Origin of the sequence: Paenimyroides baculatum (assembly GCF_008629655.1) — a bacterium.
GTDB classification, from domain to species: Bacteria; Bacteroidota; Bacteroidia; order Flavobacteriales; family Flavobacteriaceae; genus Flavobacterium; species Flavobacterium baculatum.
The window spans coordinates 239,594-264,404 of record NZ_VWSG01000002.1; the positions used below are offsets into that span (position 1 = coordinate 239,594).

Genomic DNA, 24,811 nt, shown 5'->3' on the forward strand with positions numbered 1-24,811 from the left:
GTTGTTGTAATTTTTGTACAAATTTGGACAACAACCCATCAAGGAAATATAAAATTTATCCGAAACCGTATAAAGAAAATATAAAGACCGATATAAGTTTGAGATAAACCAGCCTGAAAACAACTATTGAAACCTGTATCCTACCCCATTTTCGGTAATAATATGTACCGGTTCGTTAGGCGAATCTTCGATCTTTTTTCTTAAAGCAGCTACAAAGACGCGCAGATACTGCGTTTCGGCCTGACTGCCCACACCCCAAATTTCCTTCAGAATATATTGATGCGTGAGTACGCTGCCTTCGTGTTTGGCAAAAAGTACCAGCAGATTATATTCTGTAGAAGTAAGTTTAATAATTTCATTATTTTTCTTTACCGTATGTGCCGTAAGATCTATTTCGAGATTGCCGATGACAAAAACACTGGAATTATTATCTATATTATGATTTCTACGGATTGCCGAACGTATACGAGCAAGAAGTTCTGCAGTACGAAACGGTTTGCATAGGTAATCTGTAGCCCCATTGTCTAGCGCAGTTACGATATCGTGCTCACTATTTTGTACAGACAAGATGATGACAGACTTTCGGTACCACTGCCTTAATTCTTTAAGTACCTCATGACCGCTTTTATCAGGCAGACCCAAATCGAGCAAAATCAATTCGGGAGTATGGTTAGCAGCCAATAGAATACCCTCGTGACCTGTTTCTGCCAGAAATGTTTTATAATCGTTACTTTTCAGCGTAATTTCCAAAAGTTTTCTGATTTGTGGCTCATCGTCGATAATCAAAATCTCGTTTCTACTCATTTTTCAAATTGTTTAAATAAGACATTTCGGCGGGTATTCTTATAATAAATCTTGCACCGCCCGTTGGAATATTTTCAAGTGTTACGGTTCCGTTCTGCGCCTCGGTAAATCCTTTAACAATTGACAACCCCAGTCCGCTACCGCCTGATTTTGTATTAGGCAGTCTGTAAAACTTATCAAATACCATAGAAAGCTGTTGTTGCGGGAAGCCATTTCCATTGTCGGAAACCGTTATGATGCAGTCATCTAAAAGTGGGGCTACTTCAACCATTACCACTGACTGTTTGGGAGTGTACAATACCGCGTTATGAATAAGGTTTAACAGGATCTGCTCGGTAAAACCGATATCAAACTTAAACAACGGAAGGTTTGCAGTAGGAGTAAAAGATATCTTATGCCCGTTTAAAACATCTGCTTTACGGATAATGCCGTTAACCAGTTCTTCCATATCGCACCAATCTAGTTTGGGTTTAAGCGTTCCGCTTTCCAACCTGCTCATATTCAAAATATTTTCAACCTGACGGTTTAAACGTATACTTGCAATGCCGATATCGTTGAGCAGATCGAACTGTTGTTCCTTATCAAGCTTATCATTATTGTCCTTTAATGTATCAACCGTTCCCAAAATGGTAGCTATAGGAGTTCTTAACTCATGCGAAAGAGAGTTAAGCAGGGTATTGTACAAGGTAATGGTTTTTTCTTTCTCTTCCCTGTCTCGAACATTTTTCTCTGCCTGCCTGATTTTAAAGGTAAGTACCGCATTTAACATGGCTACAAAGAAATACGACATAAACATAAGCAGATCTTCGGCATTGCCTACATCAAGAGTGAAAATAGGCGGAATGAAGCAGTAATTCCAGATAAAAGCACTTAACAGCGCCGAAAGTAATACCGGAAAAATATCGTAAAGCATTGCGATTACAGATACTGTAAGCAGAAGTATGAGCGCCACGATTCTGTAATTAAGATCTTCTTTAACGATAAAACACAAGCCCGACACGCTTAGAACTATTGCTACGCTGACAATATACTGTAATTTACCCTTGTTTAATGTAAAAAGCATCAGTTTAAAATTTACATACGCTAAAGGTAATTGTAAATTTTATAAATGAAAAAATGATAAAGCTTCTTTTTAATTATCTGACCTACAAAATAATTTCTTTTTCAAAACAGATACTGCTTTCTACATCTGCATATTGACCATAGTTAGGTATAATTTGAAAATCATTTTTCTTATACAGATCAATTGAATCAATCATATTTGGAAATAAGGAACTTGATGAAAACAAGCTTGAAAAAAGTATCAAACCTATTGGAACACTATGAAAATGGAACAGTTGAGGAAAAAAGAATTATAGTGAGTTCGATGTTCCCAGAAAATTTGGAATTTGACGGAGCCAAACATCGAACTCAAAGATTAAACGAAGCCATCATACTTATTTATCAGAATAACAGTAAATTACAAGGTAAAATAAAGGAAACAAATCTATCCTTTTTAGACTTGTCCCCAGAAGTGGAGTCGCAGGGAATTTTTTAGATACAATCTAATATTTCCATAACTAGCTCTAAAATTGTACATAAAACTTTTGTAATCGAGATATTTTCAAATTTTCAAATGTAGAATGAAATCTAAAGAAATTGAATCAAATCGACAGAAACTATACAAGTACTATACAACTTATTTGTATTTGTAACTTTACTAAAAATAAGGAAAATTATGGCAACAATACAATTCTTGTAAAGATTAAAAAAAGAAAAAACAAACCTAACATTACGGGTATTTAACAGAATTGAACAAAGGAATACTTTTGTTGAATGTAAAACAAAGGTTGAGGTTACTAAGTTATATTGGGAGAAACATCATAATGGAAAACCAAAAGAAATTGAAATCAGAAATAAAATCATTGAGGTTAATGCAGAACTAAATCTTATTGAAAACTATGATTCAACAAATAGTAAATTTGGTAATTCCTGTAAATATTACAAAAGAATGGTCACCAACAAATGGAAGAGTTTTACAACCCTAAAACAAATGATATTAAAGTACCTCATACTTTGGTTGATTATATTGATTTCTATATTGATTACAGGCAGCATGAAATGAAATCAACATCGGTAAAAAAATATACTACAATTAAACATAAATTGGAACGTTTGCAACTACATCGGAAAAAAGTTATACTTATTAATGAAGTAGACGAAAGTTTTAAAAAAGAATTTGAAACTTATTTAAAAAGTGAACAATATTCTCAAAACACGTTACAAAGAGAATTCAAATTTATAAAGTCGTTTTGTATGAAGCTAAATATTTAGGTGTTGAAACAGTCGGCAACTTGACAAATTAAGTTTTAAGGAAGAGAAATTTGAAAAAAATTATTTGTCGTTTGAAGAAATAAAAATTAAATAATCTATTGAAGATGAAAAACTTACATATGGTTAAAAAAATACACGTGATTGGTTAATTATTAGTTGTTTCACAAGGCAACGTATTTCAGATTTTATGAAATTCAGTAAGAAGAATATAACGGTAGATGAAGGAAATCATTATATTGAGTTTATCAAAAAAAAACAGATAAATCAATGGAAATAGCCATGCACCCAAAAGTTTTAGAAATTTTAAATATAAAGAAATGGAGAATTTCCTTACGCCCTTTCAGATCAAAAATATAGTGAATATATTAAACAGATTTGCAAAATAGCCGAATTAAACCAACCAATAAAAGGAAAACTGTTACAAGAAACAGATGTAGATAGAAAAAAAGAAGGTATTTATGAAAAGCGGAAATTGGTTAGTAGCCATATTGGGCGGCGTTCGTTTGCTATAAATCATTTTGGAATAATACCAATATCTTTTATGATGAATATCACAGGTCATTCCACAGAAAGAGAATTTTTGAATTACATCGGTAAATCAAGTAAAGTGATTGCAAAAGAGACTTTTGCTTTTTATATAAACCAATCAAATTAAAAATTTCAATTCATAAAAAGGTAAAAACTAAAATCATACCTTTACAATTAAAATTATCAAAGATGCAAATGCGAGAGCAACTACAGTATTTAGACGAATTAAAGAACAAACTTAATGCGTTACGAAATCAGCAGGGCGACAAAGTCGCTAAAGCTTTTGATATAGAATATACTTATGAAAGTAACAAAATCGAGGGGAATACGCTAACGTTGCAAGAAACTGCTTTGGTTATTGAAAAAGGATTAACCATTGGCGGAAAAAGTTTAAATGAACATTTAGAAGCTATAAACCACGATTATGCTATTGAATTTATAAAAGAGTTAGCAACTGAAAAAAATAGTATTACCGAACGTGATGTGTTGCAGATACACCGTTTAATTCTACAAGGAATAAACAATAATAATGCAGGAAAGTACCGTAATGAACAGGTTCTTATTTCAGGATCAAAACACGTACCACCACAACATTATTTAATACAAGAAGAAATGGACAATTTATTTATTTGGTATAATGAAAATAAAGAGAAATTACACCCTGTAGTATTAAGTGCCGAAATGCACGAACGGTTGGTTACAATACACCCTTTTGTTGACGGCAACGGTAGAACATCAAGACTATTAATGAACCTGATCTTATTGCAAAATGGTTTCCCTATCGCAATTTTAAAAGGAGATACAGAAAATAGATTAAAGTATTACGACACGTTGGAAATAGCTCAAATAAACCACGATAAACAACCGTTTATATACTTTATTATTGATAATGTAAAAGAAACAATGCAACGTATTATTAGAATCGTAAAATAATCTTTATCATTAGTATGACGTTAGAAAATTACGCTAAATTAGATTTTGAATCTTTTATAAAAAATTATGATATAGCTTTGGTTCATTCTTTTAGAAGGAAGCAAAAATATTATGCTATTACTGAACAAGATAATTACAATCTTGAATACGATAACGAGGAAAAAAATTCATAGAAAAAATAAATGCTCTTCTATTAAAAGAGAGCATTTATTTTGATGAAATATCACAAACATTGTAAAGAAACTAATAAAAACCTTTTTTTGTACTTTATTATGAAAGAGAAAATTCATTAAACAAAGTAACATTTTTAGAATATAATTTCTATCAGTACGAAGTTCCAAGAATTATTAATCAATCAATTATTAAACCCTATTTATCAATAGAAGGCGATCCTTATTTTAGAAAAGAACATGCTGATTTTCAAACTATCGGATTTTCTGGTTTAATAAATCATCAGGTTATGCCAAGAATTTTTGTTGGTGTTCGATACAATACTTCAATCTATACTTTTGGATATGCAAGAAACGGTTTTGAATATCAAGATGTTATAGGGCTTGATTTTAGAATGAAATTCTAATAATATCAATAAAGATAAATTTATAAAACATTCAACTTAAACGAAATAAATTGAAAACACTATTTAAAATTTCAGCAATACTTTTAACGCTTGGCTTAACATCGTGCAGTACCGTTTTTAGAACCAAAACGCATACCATAAATGTGTTTACAAACGCGGCAGAAGCTAAAGTAACAGTAAACGATTCTGTATATTCGCTTCCTGCAAAGATTAAACTTTTGCGAAGTAAAAAACCGGTAACATTATCTTATCAATCAGAAAACAAACAGTTTGATACCATTGTTAGTGCCGTAAAAGGACCTGTTTTTTATTTGGGAAATCTGCCATCGCTTCCGTTTTTTGGTGTTGGTTATTGGGTTGATCTTACAACACAGAAACGATTTAAATATCCTAAAAATATCTTTTTAAACGATAAAGAAGGTTTGAAAATTCAAGAGTATAAAGCCGACAGGTACATTGCCAAACGTAATATAACTGATACGGTAAAACAATTGGAAATTAGAGAAAACATCAACAAACATTTTGCCGCAGCAGATGCTAAAAGAAAAGTGCGCGAGCAGCGTGAATTTAAACGATACAACCCTACCGAAGGTACTTTTAAATTTAATATGCAGCCGCCTACTTTGTCTTTAATGGGTTTTTCTAGTAAAAACACAAACGTAGATTATTTTAGTAACTCTGTCGGGGGAATGGGGTTTGGAATTGGCGGTGATTATTATTATAAAAACAATCGATTTATTTCTTTGGAATTATCACATAGAGTAAATCAATTCAGTCCGCCTGGTCTCCATACAGAGTACAATTTTCTTGCTCATAATTTAAATATCTCACTTCGTAAAGGGCATCGTTGGCAACGACTTGAATACAGTTATGGTTTAGCTTTTAATTTGTTTGATACCGAATATTCACAAGGTAATAGATCAGTATACAATACTTACAATACGTTAGGTTTTTCGGGTTTATTCAGCTATCAGTTAACATCGGTTATGTATATTGGTGTTCGATACAATCCGTCTGTTTACAATTTAAGAAGTTTTAACAAAGGTTTCGATTACGGACATGTTTTAGGTATTGATTATCGAATTAAATTCTAACATGTACAATCGTTCTAACTTCTTTAAAAATACGTTTGCGGTATTTAACAAAACAAATCAGCCAAATGATTTTGTAAAAGCAAATTATGTAAGCAAACACGGCAGTAGTTATTTTTTTACGAAAGAGGGTGTTTACAGATATTCAAACCATTGGGGCAGAGTTGGAAATTGTCGTTGGCGGTTAGAGAATATCGACCATAAACAACAAACCAATTATTGGGGCTTTTGTAGTTGGCAGCATTTTTACAATAACGAAGAAGGATTGCCTTTGTATTTTATAGAAAAAGTGGGCGAAATCAATTATTCCTACAATCATAAAAAAAATAAAGAACAATCAAATGTAGTGTATCGATCTGCTGCTGACACCGCTAAAATCCTGAAAAAAATCCACGAAATACAAGAGAATGATTCTTGGGCAAAGCATCTAAAATATCATGATTATACTGAAGTTCAAGAGTATTTTATCAATCAATTAATAGCTACCAATAAAACCTTTATAAAAATTAAGCAGGAATATATCGCACTAAAATAAATAAAACTTTGTAAACAAATTATTTGTAAATTGTGACATAAAATAGATTTGTATTTGAAAACACTGAAGAAAATTGTGGGATATTTGTTATTAGTTGTAGGCTTTTTGGTTATCTATTTAATTTTAGCCACTGGCGCAGCGTGCATTCCTGTTAATAAAGACCAATCTGAATATAAAGAGCAGAATTTATCCATCTACATTTTAACCAATGGTGTGCATACCGATATTGTTGTGCCTTACTTTAACGAAGCTTATGATTGGCGCACCTATTTGGACCCTAGTTTAACACCTGGAAAGCAAACATCGGCACAATGGGTTTCTTTTGGTTGGGGCGATAAAGGTTTTTACCTGCAAACACCCGAATGGAAAGATCTAAAAGCATCGGTTGCATTCAATGCAGCTTTTGGTTTAAGCGAATCTGCTATGCATGTTACGTATCACGATAAATTGGTTACGAGCGATGATTGTATCGAAATTAAACTGAACAAAGAACAATACCAGCGACTTTGTAAATATATATTGAACAGGTTTGATATGGAAAATAATAAGTTGGTTCTTGTAGAAACCGATCAAAATTATGGTTTGAACGATGTTTTTTACGAAGCAAAAGGCAAATACAATTTGTTTTACACCTGCAATACATGGGCAAATAATGTGTTGAAATCTGGCAATTTAAAAGCCAGTTTATTTACTCTTTGGGACAAAGGAATTTTTTATCATTACAGAAAATAATAGTCTAAATATTTTCATTACAATTTAAAAAGCACTCAACCGAGTGTTTTTTTGTAACATAATTTTTTGATGTTACTTAAAAAGTTGCTATATTGTATATTCCTTTAAAGCATAATAAAAATCACTTATAATTATTAAATACCTAACAGTAAGGTAATATTTAGCTATTATTTTTAATTATAAAAAGATATATTATGAGACTAGTTCAATGGAAACAATATCCGCAGTGCCAACCGGAAGAATCAGGATTATACGTAGTTAACTGGAAACTGAATAATATATATTCAAACGTTTTGTCGTTTTTTGATTCCAATACAAAAAAATGGTACGATTGTTACGATCGCGGAAAAATAATCGACGGAATAAACGCTTTTAATCCTTACAAAGTAGTTCCGTTTATTTAATTGTAAGTACTGTAATTGCATCTTTGCAAAATATAATTTCATTATTTTGAATATTTACAGATTATTCAATAAAATCTTATCTCTGTAATTTAGTAATTCAATTTTTAAATTGATACTTTTAAAATAAAATACATCAACAATCACCGCTATGATTAAAGAAAAATTTAAAGGGATATTCAATTTATTCAAAGTTTCTGTAAACGAATTTTTAGATGATAACTGCATGAAATTCAGTGCGTCGTTATCGTACTATACCATATTTTCTATACCGCCGTTAGCAATTTTAATTATAACATCTGCCGGATATTTTTTTGGTGAAGAAGCCGTTCGTGGCGAGTTTTTCTTGCAAATTGAAAATCTTGTAGGTCAAAAAGCAGCGTTTCAAATACAGGAAGCTATTAAAAACATAAAATTATCAAACAATTTAAGTATTGCAGCCATTGTAGGTGCTGTAACACTTTTGTTTTCCGCATCGGGGATTTTTGCCGAAATTCAAAGCTCTATCAATTATATCTGGGAATTAAAACCCAAACCTAAAAAAGGAATCATGCGCTTTGTTGTAAATCGATTATTGTCTTTCTCAATGATTGGTGCTTTAGGATTTATCTTATTGGTCAGTTTAATGATCAATTCGGTAATCGATTATATGTACGATCAGTTAAGTCGACTTTTTCACGACGATACCGTTCTTATCGCTTCATGGGTTAACACAGGAGTTGTAGCTATAATTATTACCATAATTTTCGGATTTATCTTTAAAACATTACCCGACGGAAAGTTAGGATGGAAAGAAACTGCCGTTGGATCTGGCTTTACAGCCGTTTTATTTATGATTGGTAAATGGGGAATTGGTCTGTATTTGGGAAATTCATCGCAGTTAGATTTGTATGGCGCAGCAGGTTCTGTATTGGTAATTTTAGTATGGGTTTACTACTCGGCAATTATATTATATTTTGGTGCGGTGTTTACAAAAAATTATTCAGAAATGTACGGAAAGCCCATTCAGCCAAACAATTACACGGTTAGAGTTATTTATAAGGAAGAAGAAGTTAAGTTTGCAAAAACCGATGCAGAAATTAATGATAAATTAGCTTCAAATGAAAAATAAATGCTTTTAAATCTGTAATAATTTCTGTATTTTTACAGAAATTCACTACATTTTATGCTACAAGAATCTCAGTATACTGAAGATAACATCCGATCGCTCGATTGGAAAGAACATATTCGTACACGCCCTGGAATGTATATTGGTAAATTAGGCGACGGTTCATCGCCCGATGACGGTATATATATATTGATAAAAGAGGTGATGGACAACTGTATCGATGAATTTGTAATGGGCGCCGGAAAAACTATTGAAGTTACCATTAAAGACCGAACTGTTTCGGTTCGTGATTATGGTCGTGGAATTCCGTTAGGAAAAGTTGTTGAAGTGGTTTCCCGAATGAACACGGGTGGAAAGTATGATTCTAAAGCCTTCAAAAAATCGGTAGGATTAAATGGTGTTGGTACAAAAGCAGTAAATGCGCTGTCGTCTTATTTTCGTGTAGAATCGGTTCGTGACAATCAGCAAAAAGCTGCCGAATTTAGTGCCGGAAATTTAACTTTAGAAGAAGAGCAGGTAGAAACCACCAAACGTAAAGGAACAAAAGTTACTTTTACGGCAGATGAAACCATCTTTAAAAACTACAAGTTTCGTAACGATTATATCGTTCGCATGCTTAAAAATTACTGTTACCTGAATAAAGGGTTGACGATAATTTACAATGGCGAAAAGTTTGTTTCCGAAAACGGATTGAAAGATTTGCTGCAGGAAACCATTGCCGATGAGGACATGATCTATCCGATTATTCACTTAACGGGTAATGATATCGAAATTGCCTTAACACACAGTAAAACGCAGTATTCTGAAGAATATTATTCGTTTGTAAACGGTCAAAATACTACGCAAGGTGGAACACATTTAACCGCTTTTAAAGAAGCTATTGTTCGAACCATAAAAGAGTTTTACAATAAAAATTTCGAAGCATCTGATGTTCGTAAGTCGATCGTTTCTGCCATTTCACTAAAGGTTGAAGAACCTGTTTTTGAATCGCAGACCAAAACAAAACTGGGTTCAACCGATATGGGACCCGACTTATCAACAGTTCGTACGTTTGTAAATGATTTTATCAAAACAAATCTTGATAATTTCCTGCATAAAAATCCAGAAGTAGCCGATGCCTTGTTGCGAAAAATTCTTCAGGCAGAACGTGAGCGTAAAGAACTTTCGGGAATTCGTAAACTAGCAAAAGATCGCGCTAAAAAAGCATCACTTCATAACAAAAAACTACGCGATTGTCGTGTGCATTTAACCGATGCCAAGAATCCACGCAGTTTAGAAAGTACCTTGTTTATTACCGAGGGAAATTCAGCTTCGGGATCTATCACCAAATCACGCGATGTGAATACACAAGCCGTTTTTAGTTTACGTGGGAAGCCTTTGAATACTTACGGAATGTCTAAAAAAATTGTGTACGAAAACGAAGAATTCAATTTATTACAGGCTGCGTTAAATATCGAAGAAGATTACGAAGATTTACGTTACAACAACATTGTTTTGGCAACCGATGCCGATGTGGACGGTATGCACATTCGTTTGTTAATGATTACTTTTTTCTTACAGTTTTTTCCCGAATTGATAAAAGAAGGACATTTGTACATTCTGCAAACGCCTTTGTTTCGTGTGCGTAACAAGAAAAAGACAATCTATTGTTATTCTGATCAGGAGCGTATTGATGCCATTGAAGAGTTAAAACCAAAACCCGAAATTACCCGATTTAAAGGTTTGGGAGAAATATCGCCCGATGAATTCAAGAATTTTATAGGTCAGGATATCCGTTTGGAACCTGTAATGTTAGATAAATCATCGTCTATAGAAAAACTATTGGAGTTTTATATGGGTAAAAATACACCTGATAGACAAGAGTTTATTATTGCAAATTTAAAAGTTGAATTAGATAAAGTAGAAGCCTAGCTTTTTAAATAATGACAGAAGAAGAGTTAAACAATTTAAATGAAGATTCTGAATTAAACAGTTACGAGCCGGAGTTGGATCATAACGGTTTGGAAAGCGCAGAAGCAGAAACCATAAAGAAAGTTACAGGCATGTACGAAGATTGGTTTTTGGAATATGCTTCGTACGTAATTTTAGAACGTGCTGTTCCTGCAATCGAAGATGGTTTTAAACCGGTTCAGCGCAGAATTATGCACTCAATGAAAGAGTTAGACGATGGTCGTTACAACAAAGTAGCAAACATCGTTGGTCACACTATGCAGTATCACCCGCATGGTGATGCCAGTATTGGCGATGCTATGGTACAGGTAGGTCAGAAAGATCTGTTAATTGATACACAGGGAAACTGGGGAAATATTTTAACGGGTGACGATGCTGCGGCTTCACGTTATATCGAAGCGCGTTTAAGTAAATTCGCGTTAGATGTTTTGTATTCGCCAAAAATTACACCATGGCAGCTTTCGTACGATGGTCGTAGAAACGAACCTATAAATCTTCCTGCAAAATTCCCAATATTATTAGCACAGGGTGGCGAAGGAATTGCCGTTGGTTTATCAACCAAAATTCTTCCGCATAACTTTATAGAGTTAATAGATGCTTCAATAAAAATACTAAAGGGTAAACCATTTATAATTTACCCCGATTTTGTAACAGCAGGTATTGCAGATATTTCTAATTATAACGATGGTGCTCGTGGCGGACGTGTTCGTGTTCGCGCGCGTATTTCTCAATTAGATAAAACTACGCTGGTAATCAAAGAAATACCATTTTCTACTACAACTACTACTTTAATTGATAGTATTTTAAAAGCCAACGAAAAAGGTAAAATTAAAGTTAAAAAAGTAGAAGATAATACATCGTCTGATGTTGAAATTTTGATTCATTTACCGCCGGGCGTATCGCCAGATAAAACCATAGATGCCCTTTATGCTTTTACAAGTTGCGAGGTTTCTATTGCTCCGCTTGGTTGTGTAATTCAAAATAACCGACCTTTATTTACAGGAGTTTCCGATATGTTGAAGCAGTCAACCGAAAGAACGGTTGATTTGTTACGTCAGGAATTGATTATTGAATTAAACGAATTAGAAGAACAATGGCATTTTTCATCATTGGAACGAATTTTCATTGAAAACAGAATTTACCGTAGAATTGAAGAAGAAGAAACGTGGGAAGGTGTGATTTCTGCTATCGATGAAGGATTGAAACCTTTTACGAAACATTTGAAACGCGCAGTAAACACTGATGATATTTTGCGCTTAACTGAAATCAGAATTAAAAGAATTTCTCGATTCGATTTAGATAAAGCACAGGAAAAACTGGATGCTTTAGAAGGCGATATTGAAAAGGTAAAATACAATATCGAACATATTATCGATTTTACCATTTCATTCTTCACCACTTTAAAAGAAAAATACGGCAAAGGTCGCGAACGTAAAACCGAATTGCGCAGTTTTGATAATATCGAAGCCACAAAAGTAGTTCTACGCAACCAAAAGCTGTATGTAAATAAAGAAGAAGGCTTTATTGGTACGGCTTTACGTAAAGATGAATACCTTGCAGATTGTTCTGATATTGATGATGTAATTGTGTTTTTGCGCGATGGTAGCATGATCGTATCAAAAATCGAAGAGAAAAAATTCGTTGGTAAAGACATTATTCACGCTGCGGTTTTCAATAAAAACGATAAACGTACCATTTATAACATGATTTATCGCGATGGAAAAGCAGGTGCATCGTTCGTAAAACGATTTAATGTTTCGGGAATTACACGTGATAAAGTGTACGATTTAACGCAGGAAAAACCAGGGTCGCAAGTATTATATTTCTCAAGCAATCCAAACGGTGAAGCCGAAGTTGTTACCATTTTATTACGAATGTTAACCAATGTTAAAAAGCTGAAATTCGATTTAGATTTTGCCGATTTGTTAATAAAAGGTCGGGTATCAAAAGGAAATACTGTTACAAAATATCCAATAAAAAAAATAGAATTAAAAGAAAAAGGAATATCAACCCTTCGTCCGCGAAAAGTTTGGTTCGATGATACCGTTCACCGCTTAAATGTTGATGGTAGAGGTGAATTATTAGGCGAATTCAAACCGGAAGACCGATTGTTGATTATTACCCAAAGTGGAAAGATTAAAACGATTATTCCTGAATTGACCACGCATTTTGATGATGATGTAATTGTGTTGGAAAAATGGATTCCCAATAAACCGATTTCCTGTATTTATTTCGATCCGGAAAAAGACAAGTATTTCGTTAAACGCTTTTTGGTAGAATCGGTCAATAAAGAAGAGGTTTTCATTTCCGAACATCCGTATTCGCGTCTTGAAATTGTTTCAACAGATTATCGTCCGGTAGCAGAGATCGTTTTTGCAAAGATCAAAGGTGTAGAAAAAGAACCTTTAACCGTTAATTTTGAAGAATTTATTTCTGTAAAGGGAATCAAAGCTCAGGGAAATCAGCTTTCAAGCGATAAAATTAAACTGATCAATTTGCTGGAATCTTTACCTTACGAAGAAGAAATTACAGAAAATGAAATGCCTCAAGATTTTATTGATACGGTCGATGAAAAAACGCTGACTATAGAAGAAGACGGACAGATCGGATTTAATCTGGAATAAACAAACGTTTAATTTAACACCAAAACACTATGAATTTTGTACTTATCGACGATCATCCCTTTATTTTAGAAGGCTATGGCAATGTTATAACACAAAATTATCCGCAAAGTAAAATTGCAAAATTAGCAAGCTGTAAAGAGGTTTTTGAATATTTTGAAAATGTTCCTCAAGCAAAACTGACTGATATTGCTTTGATTGATTTTAATATTCCGGCTTACGATGATAAAAACATTAAAAACGGAATAGATGCTGCCAATCTGGTACGAAAAGTTATTCCGTATTGCAAAATTATTATGTTAACAGCGCATACCGAAAAGATTTTTATTTTGGATATTATAAAGAATGTAAAACCCGATGGTTTTTTTACCAAAGGTGAACTTACTCCTGAAAATTTGAAAAATCTGATCGAAAATGTGTTGAATCATGATAAGTTTTACAGTGATTTTGTACAGGAAACCTTCAATGAATCATTAGACGACAAGTCGTTGATTGACGATTACAACAGACAGATTTTATATTTATTATCAAAAGGATACAAAATAATAGAATTAGACAAAATAATACCTATATCATACAGCGCCATACAAAAACGCATTGCAAAAATGAAACAGGTAATGAAAGTAGATGATGATAAAGGACTTGTAAAGGCAGCTATAAAAAACGGATATTTATCTTAAACTATAAGAAGTGAGTATTTTGCTCACATTTTGTTAAGTTTTCGCATCTAATTATTTTTATTAATAGTTTGCCTATACATTTGTACAACATTTGAATCACAAAATATTTAATAAATTATTGGGCAAAAATAATTAGGGAATATTAAGTTGTCACGTTTTAATAAGGTTAGATTAGGTTTAGAACGTATATGTTGTTTTGTTGATTACTTAAAAGATTCAAATGATAAATCCTGCTTGGTTGGCAGGATTTTTTTTATTATTTTTGTACCACTTTTTGGGGCCGATCGGTTTTGACAGCAGGTGGAATTGAAAAGTAAGCACGTCGAGCGCTCATACACAGCTCGTAAATATCATGAATGAACTTTTTTTTACACGGCGAAGATAACTACGCTTTAGCTGCTTAATCCGAATTATAGTAAGATTTGAGCCTTGTCCTATTAGATAGGAGAGCTAAATTCCTTAAAGAAGCCTTGATTTATGGCGTTTTAACAAAAGGAATCGTAAAAGTAAATCTAGAGTAAATAGCACCTCGGAAGTTACTCGAAACCTTAAGAGGTTAAGCATAAAGTGGCTGTTTTTGGCAAAGCTTTATGACGAAAATCTAAACAAAAACTAAACGTGTAGAAAGCTCTTTGATTGCTTGTTTGGACCAGGGTTCGATTCCCTGCGGCTCCACAGAAATAAAATATAACGCATTGATTTTTTATATCAATGCGTTTTTATTTTGTGAAAATTGACTTGTCCTGAATTAGCTATACACAAATTACAAGTGTATGAAAAAAACAGAACAAGTTCATTATGCAGTTCGGGAGAACGAGCGTAGCCGCTATGACAAGCGTTTAGTTATGAAAATTGTCAAAGAAGTTGAAAATGGTTTACCGAGAAAGGAAGCTACTAGAATTTATGGTTTAGGGAAAGCAACCCTAGATGTGTGGATGCGAAATTATGGATCAGAGATTTATCATGAAGCTATAAAACGTCGGAGCTACACCAAGCTTGAAAAGCGAACAATCGTAAGTGCTATAGAGCAGGGAAGAATGACTGTAAATGAAGCAAAAATAGCTTATCAGATAAAAAATGAAAAATTAATTAACGAGTGGGTAAGGCAATATAAAGATGAAAAGGTCAATATTTGTTCTGATAATGAGTTTGTTATGAATAAATTTGACTTAATTTCAAAGAAGGCAGAAAAAGAATCTTTACAGAAAGCAGAACTTCAGATAAAAGCTTTAAATACTCTGATAGACGTTGCCGGTGAACAATTAAAGATTGATATTAGAAAAAAGTTTGGTGCCAGGCAGTCTTAAAAATGAAAGAGGATTTTCCTCACTTGGGAATAGCTGTTTTATGTGGATTGTTTGGCAAAACAAGGCATGCATATTATGATTTTCTGTGGCGTAAAGAAAGTAATTTAATTAAAGAAGATATTATACTTCAAGAAGTAATTGCTATTAGAAAAGAACTGCCACGAGTCGGTACTAGAAAACTTCATTATCTAATTCAAAATAAATTACGCTCACATGAGATAAGTTTTGGAAGAGATTATTTATTTGATTTATTATCAGAGCATAAATTGCTAATAAGACAAAGAAGAAGAAATGTTGTAACAACAAACTCCAGAAATTGGATGAGGAAATACAGCAATTTAGTAAAGAACTTAGTTGTAACAAGGCCTGAGCAGGTTTGGGTAAGTGATATAACATATATACGACTAGGTAATCAATGGGGTTATCTTAGCTTAATAACAGATGCTTATTCAAGAAAAATAATGGGATATTGCTTCCGTGAGGATTTATCAGCCGATGGTTGTATTGAAGCACTTAATATGGCGGTAAATAATAGGCTTTACTATGAATCCATAATTCATCATTCTGATAGAGGATCGCAATATTGCTCACATAAATATGTAGATTTATTGCTCTCTAATAACATAGCTATAAGTATGACAGAAAAAGGTGATCCCTATGAAAACGCAATGGCAGAAAGGGTTAATGGAATAATTAAAATGGAATTTAACCTGTATGAAAGCACATTAGGTTTTGATCAGACAAAGATTAAAATTAATAATAGTATTAAATCTTATAATGAATTGAGACCACATGCAAGCTGTGATTATTTAACTCCAAATGCTGCGCATTTACAGTCAGAAAAATTAAAGAAAAGATGGAAAAACTATAATAGAAGTTTTAATTATCAAAACTCCCTTGTATAGTAAGTTTAGGATTACCATCAATTGGTGTATAACTATAACAGGATTTAATTAAAAAATGTATAGTTTTTAGGACGGGTCAAAGAATAAAATTCATTAATTGTATTAATTATATAAAAGCAAATATCATACTTCTCAAAATAAAATTTAGACGATTCTAACTTAGCATATAAACTAAAAAAATTTATACAATCAATTTCTACCAAATTATATCTGTTTTTTTTATTAAACACCTCATTGTTACAATAAATTATGTTGTTTCTCACATTAATCAAAAATGAAAGTTTTTTATTTAAAATATCTAAATCTTGTTTATCATTAGCAAACTTTAAGATTATTTGTTCTAATTTTTTGTGATTATTTAGATCTTGATTAATAGACAGTAGACTCGTTATTAATTTAAGTTCAATTTCAAAATTTGAAATAATACTCAGGCTAGTTGAATTAATAAAAATAGATTTATAATCATTTAGATATAATGATAATCTTAAATCTGTATTTATCATTGAGAATTTAATCTCGGGATTTTCTCCTTCTAATTCTTTAATAATGATAGCTTGTTAAGACTTGGATTTTCGTTAGAAAAACCCATCATATAAATACTTGGAAGCATTAAATTAAAAAATATTTCTCCTTTTTTGGTATGTACTCTTTTATCAAAATCTTTCTGTGCTTTTGATTTGCACCAAATGTAAAAAAAAGTTAATAAAAAAGCCGGATTTAACATTCGGCTCTTAAAAACTGGTTTAAACATTAAAGCGGAAATGCATTACATCACCATCTTTAACAATATATTCTTTACCTTCAACACGCAGTTTTCCGGCTTCTTTTACTTTAGCTTCTGATCCAAAAGAAACATAATCGTTATAAGCGATTACTTCGGCACGGATAAATCCTTTTTCAAAATCACTGTGAATTACTCCGGCAGCTTTTGGTGCTGAATCTCCCACTTTAATAGTCCAAGCACGAACTTCTTTTACACCTGCCGTGAAATACGTTTGTAAATTCAATAATTTGTAAGCAGCGCGAATCAATACAGCCGATCCTGGTTCTGTTAAGCCCATGTCTTCCAAGAAAATCTGACGCTCTTCATAGCTTTCCAATTCGGTAATATCAGCTTCTGCACCAACAGATAAAATAATTACTTCGGCATTTTCATCCTTTACTAATTCTTTTACTTTTTCAACATATTCGTTTCCGTTAACTGCAGATTCTTCATTAACATTACAAACGTAAAGAACCGGTTTTGCTGTAATCAATTGAAAATCTTCTAACAACGCTTCTTCGTCTTGATTTTGCGCAACTACTGTTCTTGCCGATTTTGCTTGTAATAATGCTTCGCGAATACGCTCTAACAAAGCAGTTTCAACCTGTGCTTCTTTATTACCGGTTTTAGCAGCTTTCTTTGTTTTTTCCAAACGTTTTTCAACCGTTTCCAAGTCTTTTAACTGCAATTCTATATCAATGGTTTCTTTATCGCGAATAGGATCCACACTACCGTCAACATGCACAATATTATCATTGTCAAAACAACGCAAAACGTGAATAATAGCGTTACACTCGCGAATATTTCCTAAAAACTGATTACCTAAACCTTCGCCTTTACTTGCACCTTTAACCAAACCTGCAATATCAACAATATCAACAGTAGCCATTTGCACGCGCTCTGGTTTAACCAATTCTTCTAATTTATTAATTCTAGGATCTGGTACGTTTACAACCCCAATATTTGGTTCGATTGTACAAAAAGGAAAGTTTGCACTTTGTGCTTTTGCGTTAGACAAACAGTTGAACAAAGTTGATTTTCCTACGTTTGGTAATCCTACAATACCTGCTTTCATATAGTTGTGCTATTTTATATCGATTTTTAAAACGATGCAAATATATCGTTTTTAATTGGATTTTTTAGATATCATAAGTAGTTTGGTTTATTGTTAAAAAAAATTATATTTGAAGTAAATTAATATCTTATGAAAAAATTCAAACTTTTATTATTTATTTTTTTTCCATTAATTTCTTTAGCACAGAAACCAAAAATTAAATATCTTGATTTTGATGGTAAAGAAATAAGTTACAGTCAGTTTAACCAAATTCAAAGTAAAGGAATTTTAGTTGGGCAAAATGATGACGGAACTATTTACAGATTGATTAAAGAACGAGAAAAATCTGGAAAAATTAATGATTATAAAGAGCTTGTCAATTCTTTAAATAATTCTTTATCAACGAATTTAGATTTTAAAAAACCATTATTCGTTTATTATTATCCCGGACCTGACGCCACAAATATTTCTAAAAATCCTACTCCAAATGGTTCTCAAATTTTTAAGGATGAAACAGATGTTTTTGAAAACAAATTCAAAGAAACTATAGATGGTCAAACACTATTTTTATACAAAAAGGAGTCGAAAAACGTTTATAGTAATCATAAATACATGCCGTGGAAAAAAGATCCAAACAATGAAATAGAAAAAAGATTTTTTAGCGAATACCATTATCAATACGCAAGTTTCGTGGTCATTTTTCCAAATGGAGATTACAATGCTTATTTAGGTGAATTTTCATACGATTACGTATTTGATTACGTAAAAAATTGGAAGAAAAAGAATAAATCAAAATAAAAAAAGTGAACTCAACATTGAGTTCACTTTTTTACTATAACGTATTATTATTTTTACTTTTTGTATGTTTAAGCAACCAGTCATACAATTCCATGTGGCGATATAAATCTTCAACACTGCCATGATTACCTCCTTTTACAACCTGCAATTCAATTGGTGCTTGTTTATTGCATTTCTTTACAGCATTTACAATTTTCTGCGATTCAGACAACGGTACAATAAAATCTTTGTCGCCATGAATTACTTTAATTGGAACTTGAGCCAAATTACACGCATCTCCCACATCTCCTCCGCCACAAATTGATATCGCTGCAGCAACTCTATCCGGATATTCGCCAACATATTTCATTGTTCCGTATGATCCCAAACTCATTCCCGTTACGTAAATTCGGTCTTCATCAATACCGTAGGTTTTAATCATGTAGCTTACAATTTCATCTACTTTATCGGCATTCCAAGGTCCCGATGGTAATTGTGGTGCAACCAGATACGCAGGAATATCCAACCCTTTCTCAACTCCTTTTAAAGCACCGTAACGTTTAACTCGATCTATATTTGTGCCCGACAAACTTTTACCATGCAAAAATACAATCAACGGCATTTTATCGGTAGGTTTACTTGGTTCGTTCAGCCAGAAATTATACATTGTTTTGTTTAAAACAGCTTTTGGCTGGGCAAATATATTGATGCTTAAAAATAAAAATACGACTTTAAAAATGGTTTTCATGGACAATTTTTAAAGCAAATATAACATTATTTATCCTAAACAGAATGATGTCATTGACAACGATCCGCCAACATATTCATCGTTAAAAATAGAAACATCGTCTTTATTGTTCATTAAAGCCAACGCGTACAGCATAGGATAATAATGATCCGGCGTAGGAATTGCAAGCCTTGCAGCTTCACCCAATCGATCGTATTCTATTAAATCTTTATGATCTTTTGAAAGGATTCTCTTTTTAAAAGTTTCATTCAAACTTTTTGCCCAATCAAAACCAAAACCGGGTTCTGCCATATTATTCCAATCGATCATCCGCAAATTGTGAATCATATTTCCGCTGCCAATTACTAGAACACCTCGCTTACGCAGATCATAAAGTTCTTTTGCCAAATTATAATGATAAGCAGCCGGTTTGTTATAATCGATACTTAACTGTAAAACGGGCACGTTGGCATCAGGAAACATGTGTCTAACTACAGTCCAAGTTCCATGATCCAAGCCCCAATCGTGATCCAAACCTACATTGGTTGATGTGATTAATTTCGTAGTTTCTTCTGCCAAAAACGGACTTCCAGGTGCGGGATATTGCACATCAAACAATTCTTTTGGAAATCCTCCAAAATCGTGAATCGTTTTAGGTTCGCTCATGGCTGTTATCAAAGTTCCTGTTGTTAACCAATGTGCAGAAACCACCAAAACGGCGCAAGGTAAATCAATTGTTTTACCAATTTCCTGCCATTTTTTTGAGAATATATTTTGTTCGATTCCGTTCATTGGCGATCCGTGACCTATGAAAAAAACAGGTTGTAATTTTTCGCGTACTTTGAACTGATCTGTATAATTTTTAAAATTGTTCATAAATAACATTTATCTTATACAAATTTCGACACTTCTTTCAATTATATTCTTAATTTAGATTAATATGTTACCAATAAAAATCAGATTTTATTTAATGAGGAATTTTTACATTATCATCATACTTTTTGTTTCGAATTTAATTACTGCACAGAATTTTGCAAACGAAATTATTATTGTACAAAATGAAATAAGCAAAACCATAACGAAGGAAAATGATCGGATTAATTTAAAAAAACAACCGTTTACAATTCAGTTTCAAAGTAAATTTCACAATTCTAAAAAAGAAAATTTCAACGGATTAAAGGTAACTGTTGTAAAAAACGAAGCTGATTTGCAAGTTATTGAAGAAGGAAACCCAATAAATCTGATTCCATTTTTTGAAGAAGTTTCTGCAGTATTACCAGATAGCGACGGTTTTTATTCATCTGTAGTTATTAGCGATTATGTGCATCACTATTTATTTTACGAAAATGATACAAACAAAAGTATTCAACTGATTTCGAAAAAGAACGAAATTGGTTTATTTGAATGGAATGTTGAACGGTTTTATTTAGAAGGAAAAGAATTTCCTATTGAAAGCCTGAAAGAAAACAAACTCACTTTTATTATTCTGAACGATTTCAATTCAAACAAAATAATTGATGCTGACGAATTACGAATCGTGAGAGTTCAATTTGACTAATTTTAGAAATTACGGAGCCAAACGTTCTATTTTCCAATCGCCCGATTCTAATAAAGTGTAACGGATACGGTCGTGTAAACGGTTTGCGCGTCCCTGCCAAAATTCAATCGACACTGGTTTTACCAAAACTCCACCCCAATTTTCTGGTCTAGGCACTTCGATATTTTCATATTTATCCTCTAATATCTTTAATTTTTCATCTAAAAATTCTCTGTTTGGAATAATCGAGCTTTGTTGCGAAACAACTGTTCCGATCTGACTTCCTTTTGGTCGGGAATGAAAATATCCTTCAGAATATACTTCGGTTTGTTTTTCTGCAATTCCCTTGATGATTACCTGACGTTCTACCGATGGCCAGAAAAAAGACAAACAAACCTGTGAGTTTTGTAACAATGCTTTTCCTTTTTCAGAATCATAATTCGTAACAAAAGTAAATCCGTATTCATCGTATTTTTTTAGCAATACAATGCGCGATTTTGGAAATCCGTCTAAACCAATCGTTGAAATAGTCATCGCGTTCACCTCTTCTACTCCACCAAATTCCTCGGTTTCGTAAAACCATTTCTGAAACTGCATCATTGGGTTTTTATCAATCATTGATTCCAACAATTCGCTTTTTTCGTACGATTTTCTATAATTACTTAAATCACTCATTCTTTCTAAAATTTAAAAACCAAACCATCGTCTGCTAAAAAAGTAGGTTCAAAAACAGTATCGGCTTCTTTTTTAAACAGATTAATATCGGAATATCTTGTGGAATAATGTCCTAAAATTAAATTTTTAACATTGGCTTTTTTTGCGATAGTTGCTGCCTGAATGGCTGTTGAATGCCCCGTTGGAATACATTTTTCAATATCCTGCTCCAAAAAAGTACTTTCGTGATACAAAACATCCACATTTTCAATCAACGGAATAATTTCTTCATTGTAAACTGTATCCGAACAAAAAGCGTACGATTGTGTTGGTAACGGATCAAAAGTTACGGTTTCGTTTTCTATAACAGTTCCATCTTCCTGTTTTAAATCACTGCCTTGTTTCAGCTTGTTAAAGTAACAAACATCGATGTTTTGTCCAGTTGCAGCATCGATGTTTATACGACGCAAACCCGGTTTTTCCTTAAACAAATAACCGTTGGTGTACACGCGATGCTTCAATGGAATAGTGTAAACGGCAATTTTATCATCTTCAAAAATTAATTCCGATTGATCAGATTCCAATTCATGAAAAAACAGATTATATTTTGTGTACGATTTACTCAATTTAATTTGCAATAGAATAATCTCTTTTATGCCTTTTGGTCCGTAAATATGCAGATCATTTGGTCTGTTTAAAAGAGAAAATGTAGATATCAACCCGATCAATCCAAAGAAATGATCGCCATGCAAATGAGAAATAAATATCTGGTTAATGCGTGAAAATTTAATTTTATGCTTTCGCAACTGCACTTGCGTTCCTTCGCCACAATCGATCAAATACATCTGATTGTTGATTTCCAATACCTGCGATGTTGGATTGGTTATGGTGCGTGGAGTTGCCGAATAGCAGCCTAAAATACTTACTTTCATTTACTTTTAATGCTAAAAAAAGATTTAGAATCCTAAATCTCTTTCAATTTCTTCCATTTCGATGATATCGAAACCTTCTTGAAGTGTTGGTACAACGATTATTTCTTCTGAAACTTCGTCAAAATCAATATCTGCAACAATTACAAACGATTTTTTCTGTTTTTTTTGAAGAACCGCCAATGATTCAAAAGGAATAATTTCAGACGGACGCAATGCTAATTCTTCTAAATCGATAATTATGTTTTTATCTTTAAATACGTTTGGCTGATCGATTATTTTTTCGGCGAAATCAGTAAGATCCTCGCTACTTTTTTTAAATACAACAACGTTATTTTTCTCTTTCACTTTCATATTTTCTTTTAAAAATACAATTATTTTATTTTAGATGCAAGCAAATAAATAACTGCCATACGTATTGCTACACCGTTTTCTACTTGATCTAAAATTACCGACTGTTGAGAATCGGCAACATCAGAAGTAATTTCAACGCCACGATTAATTGGTCCAGGGTGCATAATGATTATTTCTTTGTTTAAAGAATCTAACAACGCTTTATCTACACCATATTGTTGTGCATATTCGCGGGTTGATGGGAAATAATTTACATCTAAACGCTCGTTTTGTACACGCAGCATATTTGCAACATCGCACCATTCTAAAGCTTTACGTAAATTAGGTTCGTATTTTACACCTAAATCAGTAATATAGCGCGGTATCAAGGTTTTTGGTCCGCAAACCATTACTTCGGCTCCCTGCATCTGCAAAGCAAAAATGTTTGACAATGCCACACGCGAATGCAAAACATCACCTACAATAACAACTTTTTTACCTGCAACTTCACCCAAACGTTCGCGAATTGAAAAACTGTCCAATAAAGCCTGTGTTGGATGTTCGTGTGCACCGTCACCAGCATTTACAATACTTGCCTTTACATTACGCGACAAAAAATGAGCCGCACCTGGATTGCTGTGACGCATTACTACCATATCAACCTTCATTGAAAGTATGTTGTTAACGGTATCAATCAGCGTTTCGCCTTTTTTTACAGAAGACTGTGCTGCGGAAAAACTGATAACATCTGCAGACAAACGTTTCTGTGCCAGTTCAAAAGACAATTTAGTTCGGGTACTGTTTTCGAAAAAAATGTTGGCAATTGTTATATCTCTTAACGACGGAACCTTTTTTATAGGGCGATTAATTACTTCTTTGAAATGATCTGCTGTTTCAAAAATTAAATCAATATCATTTTTGTTGATGTATTTAATACCTAATAAATGGTTAACGCTTAATTCTTTCATTTTGAATTTGCTGTTGTGTTGTTTTAAATTATGAAGGATTAGATATCAGGTAAACTTCGTCTGCCGGTGCATCTTCGTTTTTCCACTGAACTTTTACTTTTTCGTTGTTGAAGGCATCAACTTGTCGACCACGGTAATCGGGCTGAATTGGTAAATGTCTGCTAAAACGTCGATCAATCAATACCAATAATTCGATTTCATTTGGTCTGCCAAACGATTGAATTGCTGTTAAAGCGGCACGAATGCTTCTGCCTGTATGCAGTACATCATCTACAAAAACCACGTTTTTATCTTCAACTAAAAAATCTATCTGTGTTTTATTTGCCTCCAAAGGTTTATCGTTTCTACGGAAATCGTCTCTGAAAAAAGTGATGTCTAAAAAACCTAAATCAACTGATGGAATTCCGTATTCGTTTTTCAATATAGTTGAAATACGCTCTGCCAAAAATTTGCCACGCGGCTGAATACCTATTAATACCGTGTTAGAAAAATCGTTGTGCTTTTCTATTAACTGGCACGCTAAACGATGTAAGATGATATCAACTTCTTTGGAAGTTAATAGTATTTTTGAACTCATAGCGAAG

Annotated in this window: 25 protein-coding genes and 1 other RNA gene; 16 read left to right on the top strand and 10 right to left on the bottom strand. The window is 32.9% G+C overall.

Annotated elements, in window-relative coordinates:
• Window positions 1–123 precede the first annotated feature (123 nt).
• Together F0460_RS03655 and F0460_RS03660 are read right to left on the bottom strand one after the other, a co-directional pair.
• Entirely contained in the window at window positions 124–804 is a 681-nt protein-coding gene (locus F0460_RS03655; RefSeq protein WP_150010360.1) for a response regulator, read from the bottom strand.
• Window positions 797–1,867, bottom strand: coding sequence for a sensor histidine kinase (locus F0460_RS03660; protein WP_150010362.1), 1,071 nt, complete (start codon window positions 1,865–1,867; stop codon window positions 797–799). The genes F0460_RS03655 and F0460_RS03660 overlap by 8 nt, the downstream gene beginning before the upstream one ends.
• Before the next feature lie 228 nt (window positions 1,868–2,095).
• On the opposite strand from F0460_RS03660, the gene F0460_RS03670 reads away from it, so the two are divergent.
• From F0460_RS03670 to F0460_RS03735, 14 genes are all read left to right on the top strand, one after another.
• Window positions 2,096–2,341: a hypothetical protein gene (locus tag F0460_RS03670; protein ID WP_190304078.1), complete on the top strand. Its 246-nt coding sequence runs from the start codon at window positions 2,096–2,098 to the stop codon at window positions 2,339–2,341.
• Window positions 2,342–2,808: 467 nt separating this feature from the next.
• Complete coding sequence (locus F0460_RS03675; protein WP_150010364.1) at window positions 2,809–3,117, top strand: phage integrase SAM-like domain-containing protein; 309 nt, start codon at window positions 2,809–2,811, stop codon at window positions 3,115–3,117.
• 723 nt (window positions 3,118–3,840) lie between these two features.
• Window positions 3,841–4,578, top strand: a complete 738-nt coding sequence (locus tag F0460_RS03680) for a Fic family protein (protein WP_150010366.1) — start codon at window positions 3,841–3,843, stop codon at window positions 4,576–4,578.
• Window positions 4,579–5,205: 627 nt separating this feature from the next.
• A complete protein-coding gene (locus tag F0460_RS03685; RefSeq protein WP_150010368.1) occupies window positions 5,206–6,249 on the top strand; it encodes a hypothetical protein in 1,044 nt (347 codons plus the stop codon).
• Window position 6,250: 1 nt separating this feature from the next.
• A complete protein-coding gene (locus F0460_RS03690) occupies window positions 6,251–6,781 on the top strand; it encodes an RNA-binding protein (protein ID WP_150010370.1) in 531 nt (176 codons plus the stop codon).
• Window positions 6,782–6,835: 54 nt separating this feature from the next.
• Window positions 6,836–7,513: a TIGR02117 family protein gene (locus F0460_RS03695; protein WP_317132131.1), complete on the top strand. Its 678-nt coding sequence runs from the start codon at window positions 6,836–6,838 to the stop codon at window positions 7,511–7,513.
• A 194-nt stretch (window positions 7,514–7,707) separates the two neighbouring features.
• Window positions 7,708–7,917 carry a hypothetical protein gene (locus F0460_RS03700; RefSeq protein WP_150010372.1) on the top strand — a complete coding sequence of 70 codons (210 nt, stop codon included), beginning with the start codon at window positions 7,708–7,710 and terminating at the stop codon, window positions 7,915–7,917.
• 148 nt (window positions 7,918–8,065) lie between these two features.
• Window positions 8,066–9,025, top strand: coding sequence for a YihY/virulence factor BrkB family protein (locus F0460_RS03705; protein WP_150010374.1), 960 nt, complete (start codon window positions 8,066–8,068; stop codon window positions 9,023–9,025).
• A gap of 54 nt (window positions 9,026–9,079) precedes the next feature.
• Window positions 9,080–10,933: a DNA topoisomerase IV subunit B gene (locus F0460_RS03710; RefSeq protein ID WP_150010376.1), complete on the top strand. Its 1,854-nt coding sequence runs from the start codon at window positions 9,080–9,082 to the stop codon at window positions 10,931–10,933.
• 11 nt (window positions 10,934–10,944) lie between these two features.
• Window positions 10,945–13,596 carry a DNA gyrase/topoisomerase IV subunit A gene (locus F0460_RS03715; protein WP_150010378.1) on the top strand — a complete coding sequence of 884 codons (2,652 nt, stop codon included), beginning with the start codon at window positions 10,945–10,947 and terminating at the stop codon, window positions 13,594–13,596.
• A 29-nt stretch (window positions 13,597–13,625) separates the two neighbouring features.
• Window positions 13,626–14,273 (top strand): response regulator, encoded by a 648-nt coding sequence (locus F0460_RS03720; protein WP_150010380.1) that lies wholly within the window; start codon window positions 13,626–13,628, stop codon window positions 14,271–14,273.
• A gap of 276 nt (window positions 14,274–14,549) precedes the next feature.
• Window positions 14,550–14,951, top strand: a transfer-messenger RNA (tmRNA) gene (ssrA, locus tag F0460_RS03725).
• Window positions 14,952–15,046: 95 nt separating this feature from the next.
• The gene (locus F0460_RS03730) at window positions 15,047–15,580 is read left to right on the top strand and encodes a hypothetical protein (protein ID WP_150010382.1); all 534 of its coding nucleotides are present in this window, start codon (window positions 15,047–15,049) and stop codon (window positions 15,578–15,580) included.
• 2 nt (window positions 15,581–15,582) lie between these two features.
• Window positions 15,583–16,485 (top strand): IS3 family transposase, encoded by a 903-nt coding sequence (locus tag F0460_RS03735; protein WP_150010384.1) that lies wholly within the window; start codon window positions 15,583–15,585, stop codon window positions 16,483–16,485.
• Between the two features lie 743 nt (window positions 16,486–17,228).
• On the opposite strand, the gene ychF is transcribed toward F0460_RS03735, so the two are convergent.
• Window positions 17,229–18,323: a redox-regulated ATPase YchF gene (gene ychF, locus F0460_RS03740; protein ID WP_150010386.1), complete on the bottom strand. Its 1,095-nt coding sequence runs from the start codon at window positions 18,321–18,323 to the stop codon at window positions 17,229–17,231.
• Window positions 18,324–18,452: 129 nt separating this feature from the next.
• On the opposite strand from ychF, the gene F0460_RS03745 reads away from it, so the two are divergent.
• Window positions 18,453–19,100, top strand: a complete 648-nt coding sequence (locus F0460_RS03745) for a hypothetical protein (protein WP_150010388.1) — start codon at window positions 18,453–18,455, stop codon at window positions 19,098–19,100.
• Window positions 19,101–19,134: 34 nt separating this feature from the next.
• Here F0460_RS03745 and F0460_RS03750 read toward each other — a convergent pair whose 3' ends face one another.
• Both F0460_RS03750 and ygiD read right to left on the bottom strand, forming a co-directional pair.
• Complete coding sequence (locus F0460_RS03750) at window positions 19,135–19,827, bottom strand: carboxylesterase family protein (RefSeq protein WP_150010390.1); 693 nt, start codon at window positions 19,825–19,827, stop codon at window positions 19,135–19,137.
• Window positions 19,828–19,857: 30 nt separating this feature from the next.
• The gene (gene ygiD, locus F0460_RS03755; RefSeq protein WP_150010392.1) at window positions 19,858–20,691 is read right to left on the bottom strand and encodes a 4,5-DOPA-extradiol-dioxygenase; all 834 of its coding nucleotides are present in this window, start codon (window positions 20,689–20,691) and stop codon (window positions 19,858–19,860) included.
• Window positions 20,692–20,776: 85 nt separating this feature from the next.
• On the opposite strand from ygiD, the gene F0460_RS03760 reads away from it, so the two are divergent.
• The gene (locus F0460_RS03760; protein ID WP_150010394.1) at window positions 20,777–21,364 is read left to right on the top strand and encodes a hypothetical protein; all 588 of its coding nucleotides are present in this window, start codon (window positions 20,777–20,779) and stop codon (window positions 21,362–21,364) included.
• A 9-nt stretch (window positions 21,365–21,373) separates the two neighbouring features.
• Here the strand turns inward: F0460_RS03760 and pdxH are convergent, their stop codons facing one another.
• The 5 genes from pdxH to pyrR are packed head-to-tail and all read right to left on the bottom strand — an operon-like array spanning window position 21,374 to window position 24,804.
• Window positions 21,374–22,018 carry a pyridoxamine 5'-phosphate oxidase gene (gene pdxH / locus F0460_RS03765; RefSeq protein ID WP_150010396.1) on the bottom strand — a complete coding sequence of 215 codons (645 nt, stop codon included), beginning with the start codon at window positions 22,016–22,018 and terminating at the stop codon, window positions 21,374–21,376.
• Window positions 22,019–22,023: 5 nt separating this feature from the next.
• Window positions 22,024–22,929: a ribonuclease Z gene (locus tag F0460_RS03770; RefSeq protein WP_150010398.1), complete on the bottom strand. Its 906-nt coding sequence runs from the start codon at window positions 22,927–22,929 to the stop codon at window positions 22,024–22,026.
• 24 nt (window positions 22,930–22,953) lie between these two features.
• Entirely contained in the window at window positions 22,954–23,280 is a 327-nt protein-coding gene (locus F0460_RS03775) for a ribonuclease Z (protein ID WP_150010400.1), read from the bottom strand.
• A gap of 20 nt (window positions 23,281–23,300) precedes the next feature.
• Window positions 23,301–24,227 (bottom strand): aspartate carbamoyltransferase catalytic subunit, encoded by a 927-nt coding sequence (locus tag F0460_RS03780; RefSeq protein ID WP_150010402.1) that lies wholly within the window; start codon window positions 24,225–24,227, stop codon window positions 23,301–23,303.
• 28 nt (window positions 24,228–24,255) lie between these two features.
• Window positions 24,256–24,804, bottom strand: coding sequence for a bifunctional pyr operon transcriptional regulator/uracil phosphoribosyltransferase PyrR (gene pyrR, locus F0460_RS03785; protein ID WP_150010404.1), 549 nt, complete (start codon window positions 24,802–24,804; stop codon window positions 24,256–24,258).
• Window positions 24,805–24,811 lie beyond the last annotated feature (7 nt).

Coding starts and splice junctions, on each gene's coding strand:
- F0460_RS03655 (WP_150010360.1), bottom strand. CDS start 804: ATGAGTAGAAACGAGATTTTGATTATCGACGATGAGCCACAAATCAGA.
- F0460_RS03660 (WP_150010362.1), bottom strand. CDS start 1,867: ATGCTTTTTACATTAAACAAGGGTAAATTACAGTATATTGTCAGCGTA.
- F0460_RS03675 (WP_150010364.1), top strand. CDS start 2,809: ATGGAAGAGTTTTACAACCCTAAAACAAATGATATTAAAGTACCTCAT.
- F0460_RS03680 (WP_150010366.1), top strand. CDS start 3,841: ATGCGAGAGCAACTACAGTATTTAGACGAATTAAAGAACAAACTTAAT.
- F0460_RS03690 (WP_150010370.1), top strand. CDS start 6,251: ATGTACAATCGTTCTAACTTCTTTAAAAATACGTTTGCGGTATTTAAC.
- F0460_RS03700 (WP_150010372.1), top strand. CDS start 7,708: ATGAGACTAGTTCAATGGAAACAATATCCGCAGTGCCAACCGGAAGAA.
- F0460_RS03705 (WP_150010374.1), top strand. CDS start 8,066: ATGATTAAAGAAAAATTTAAAGGGATATTCAATTTATTCAAAGTTTCT.
- F0460_RS03710 (WP_150010376.1), top strand. CDS start 9,080: ATGCTACAAGAATCTCAGTATACTGAAGATAACATCCGATCGCTCGAT.
- F0460_RS03715 (WP_150010378.1), top strand. CDS start 10,945: ATGACAGAAGAAGAGTTAAACAATTTAAATGAAGATTCTGAATTAAAC.
- F0460_RS03720 (WP_150010380.1), top strand. CDS start 13,626: ATGAATTTTGTACTTATCGACGATCATCCCTTTATTTTAGAAGGCTAT.
- F0460_RS03730 (WP_150010382.1), top strand. CDS start 15,047: ATGAAAAAAACAGAACAAGTTCATTATGCAGTTCGGGAGAACGAGCGT.
- F0460_RS03735 (WP_150010384.1), top strand. CDS start 15,583: ATGAAAGAGGATTTTCCTCACTTGGGAATAGCTGTTTTATGTGGATTG.
- ychF (WP_150010386.1), bottom strand. CDS start 18,323: ATGAAAGCAGGTATTGTAGGATTACCAAACGTAGGAAAATCAACTTTG.
- F0460_RS03745 (WP_150010388.1), top strand. CDS start 18,453: ATGAAAAAATTCAAACTTTTATTATTTATTTTTTTTCCATTAATTTCT.
- F0460_RS03750 (WP_150010390.1), bottom strand. CDS start 19,827: ATGAAAACCATTTTTAAAGTCGTATTTTTATTTTTAAGCATCAATATA.
- ygiD (WP_150010392.1), bottom strand. CDS start 20,691: ATGTTATTTATGAACAATTTTAAAAATTATACAGATCAGTTCAAAGTA.
- F0460_RS03760 (WP_150010394.1), top strand. CDS start 20,777: ATGAGGAATTTTTACATTATCATCATACTTTTTGTTTCGAATTTAATT.
- pdxH (WP_150010396.1), bottom strand. CDS start 22,018: ATGAGTGATTTAAGTAATTATAGAAAATCGTACGAAAAAAGCGAATTG.
- F0460_RS03770 (WP_150010398.1), bottom strand. CDS start 22,929: ATGAAAGTAAGTATTTTAGGCTGCTATTCGGCAACTCCACGCACCATA.
- F0460_RS03775 (WP_150010400.1), bottom strand. CDS start 23,280: ATGAAAGTGAAAGAGAAAAATAACGTTGTTGTATTTAAAAAAAGTAGC.
- F0460_RS03780 (WP_150010402.1), bottom strand. CDS start 24,227: ATGAAAGAATTAAGCGTTAACCATTTATTAGGTATTAAATACATCAAC.
- pyrR (WP_150010404.1), bottom strand. CDS start 24,804: ATGAGTTCAAAAATACTATTAACTTCCAAAGAAGTTGATATCATCTTA.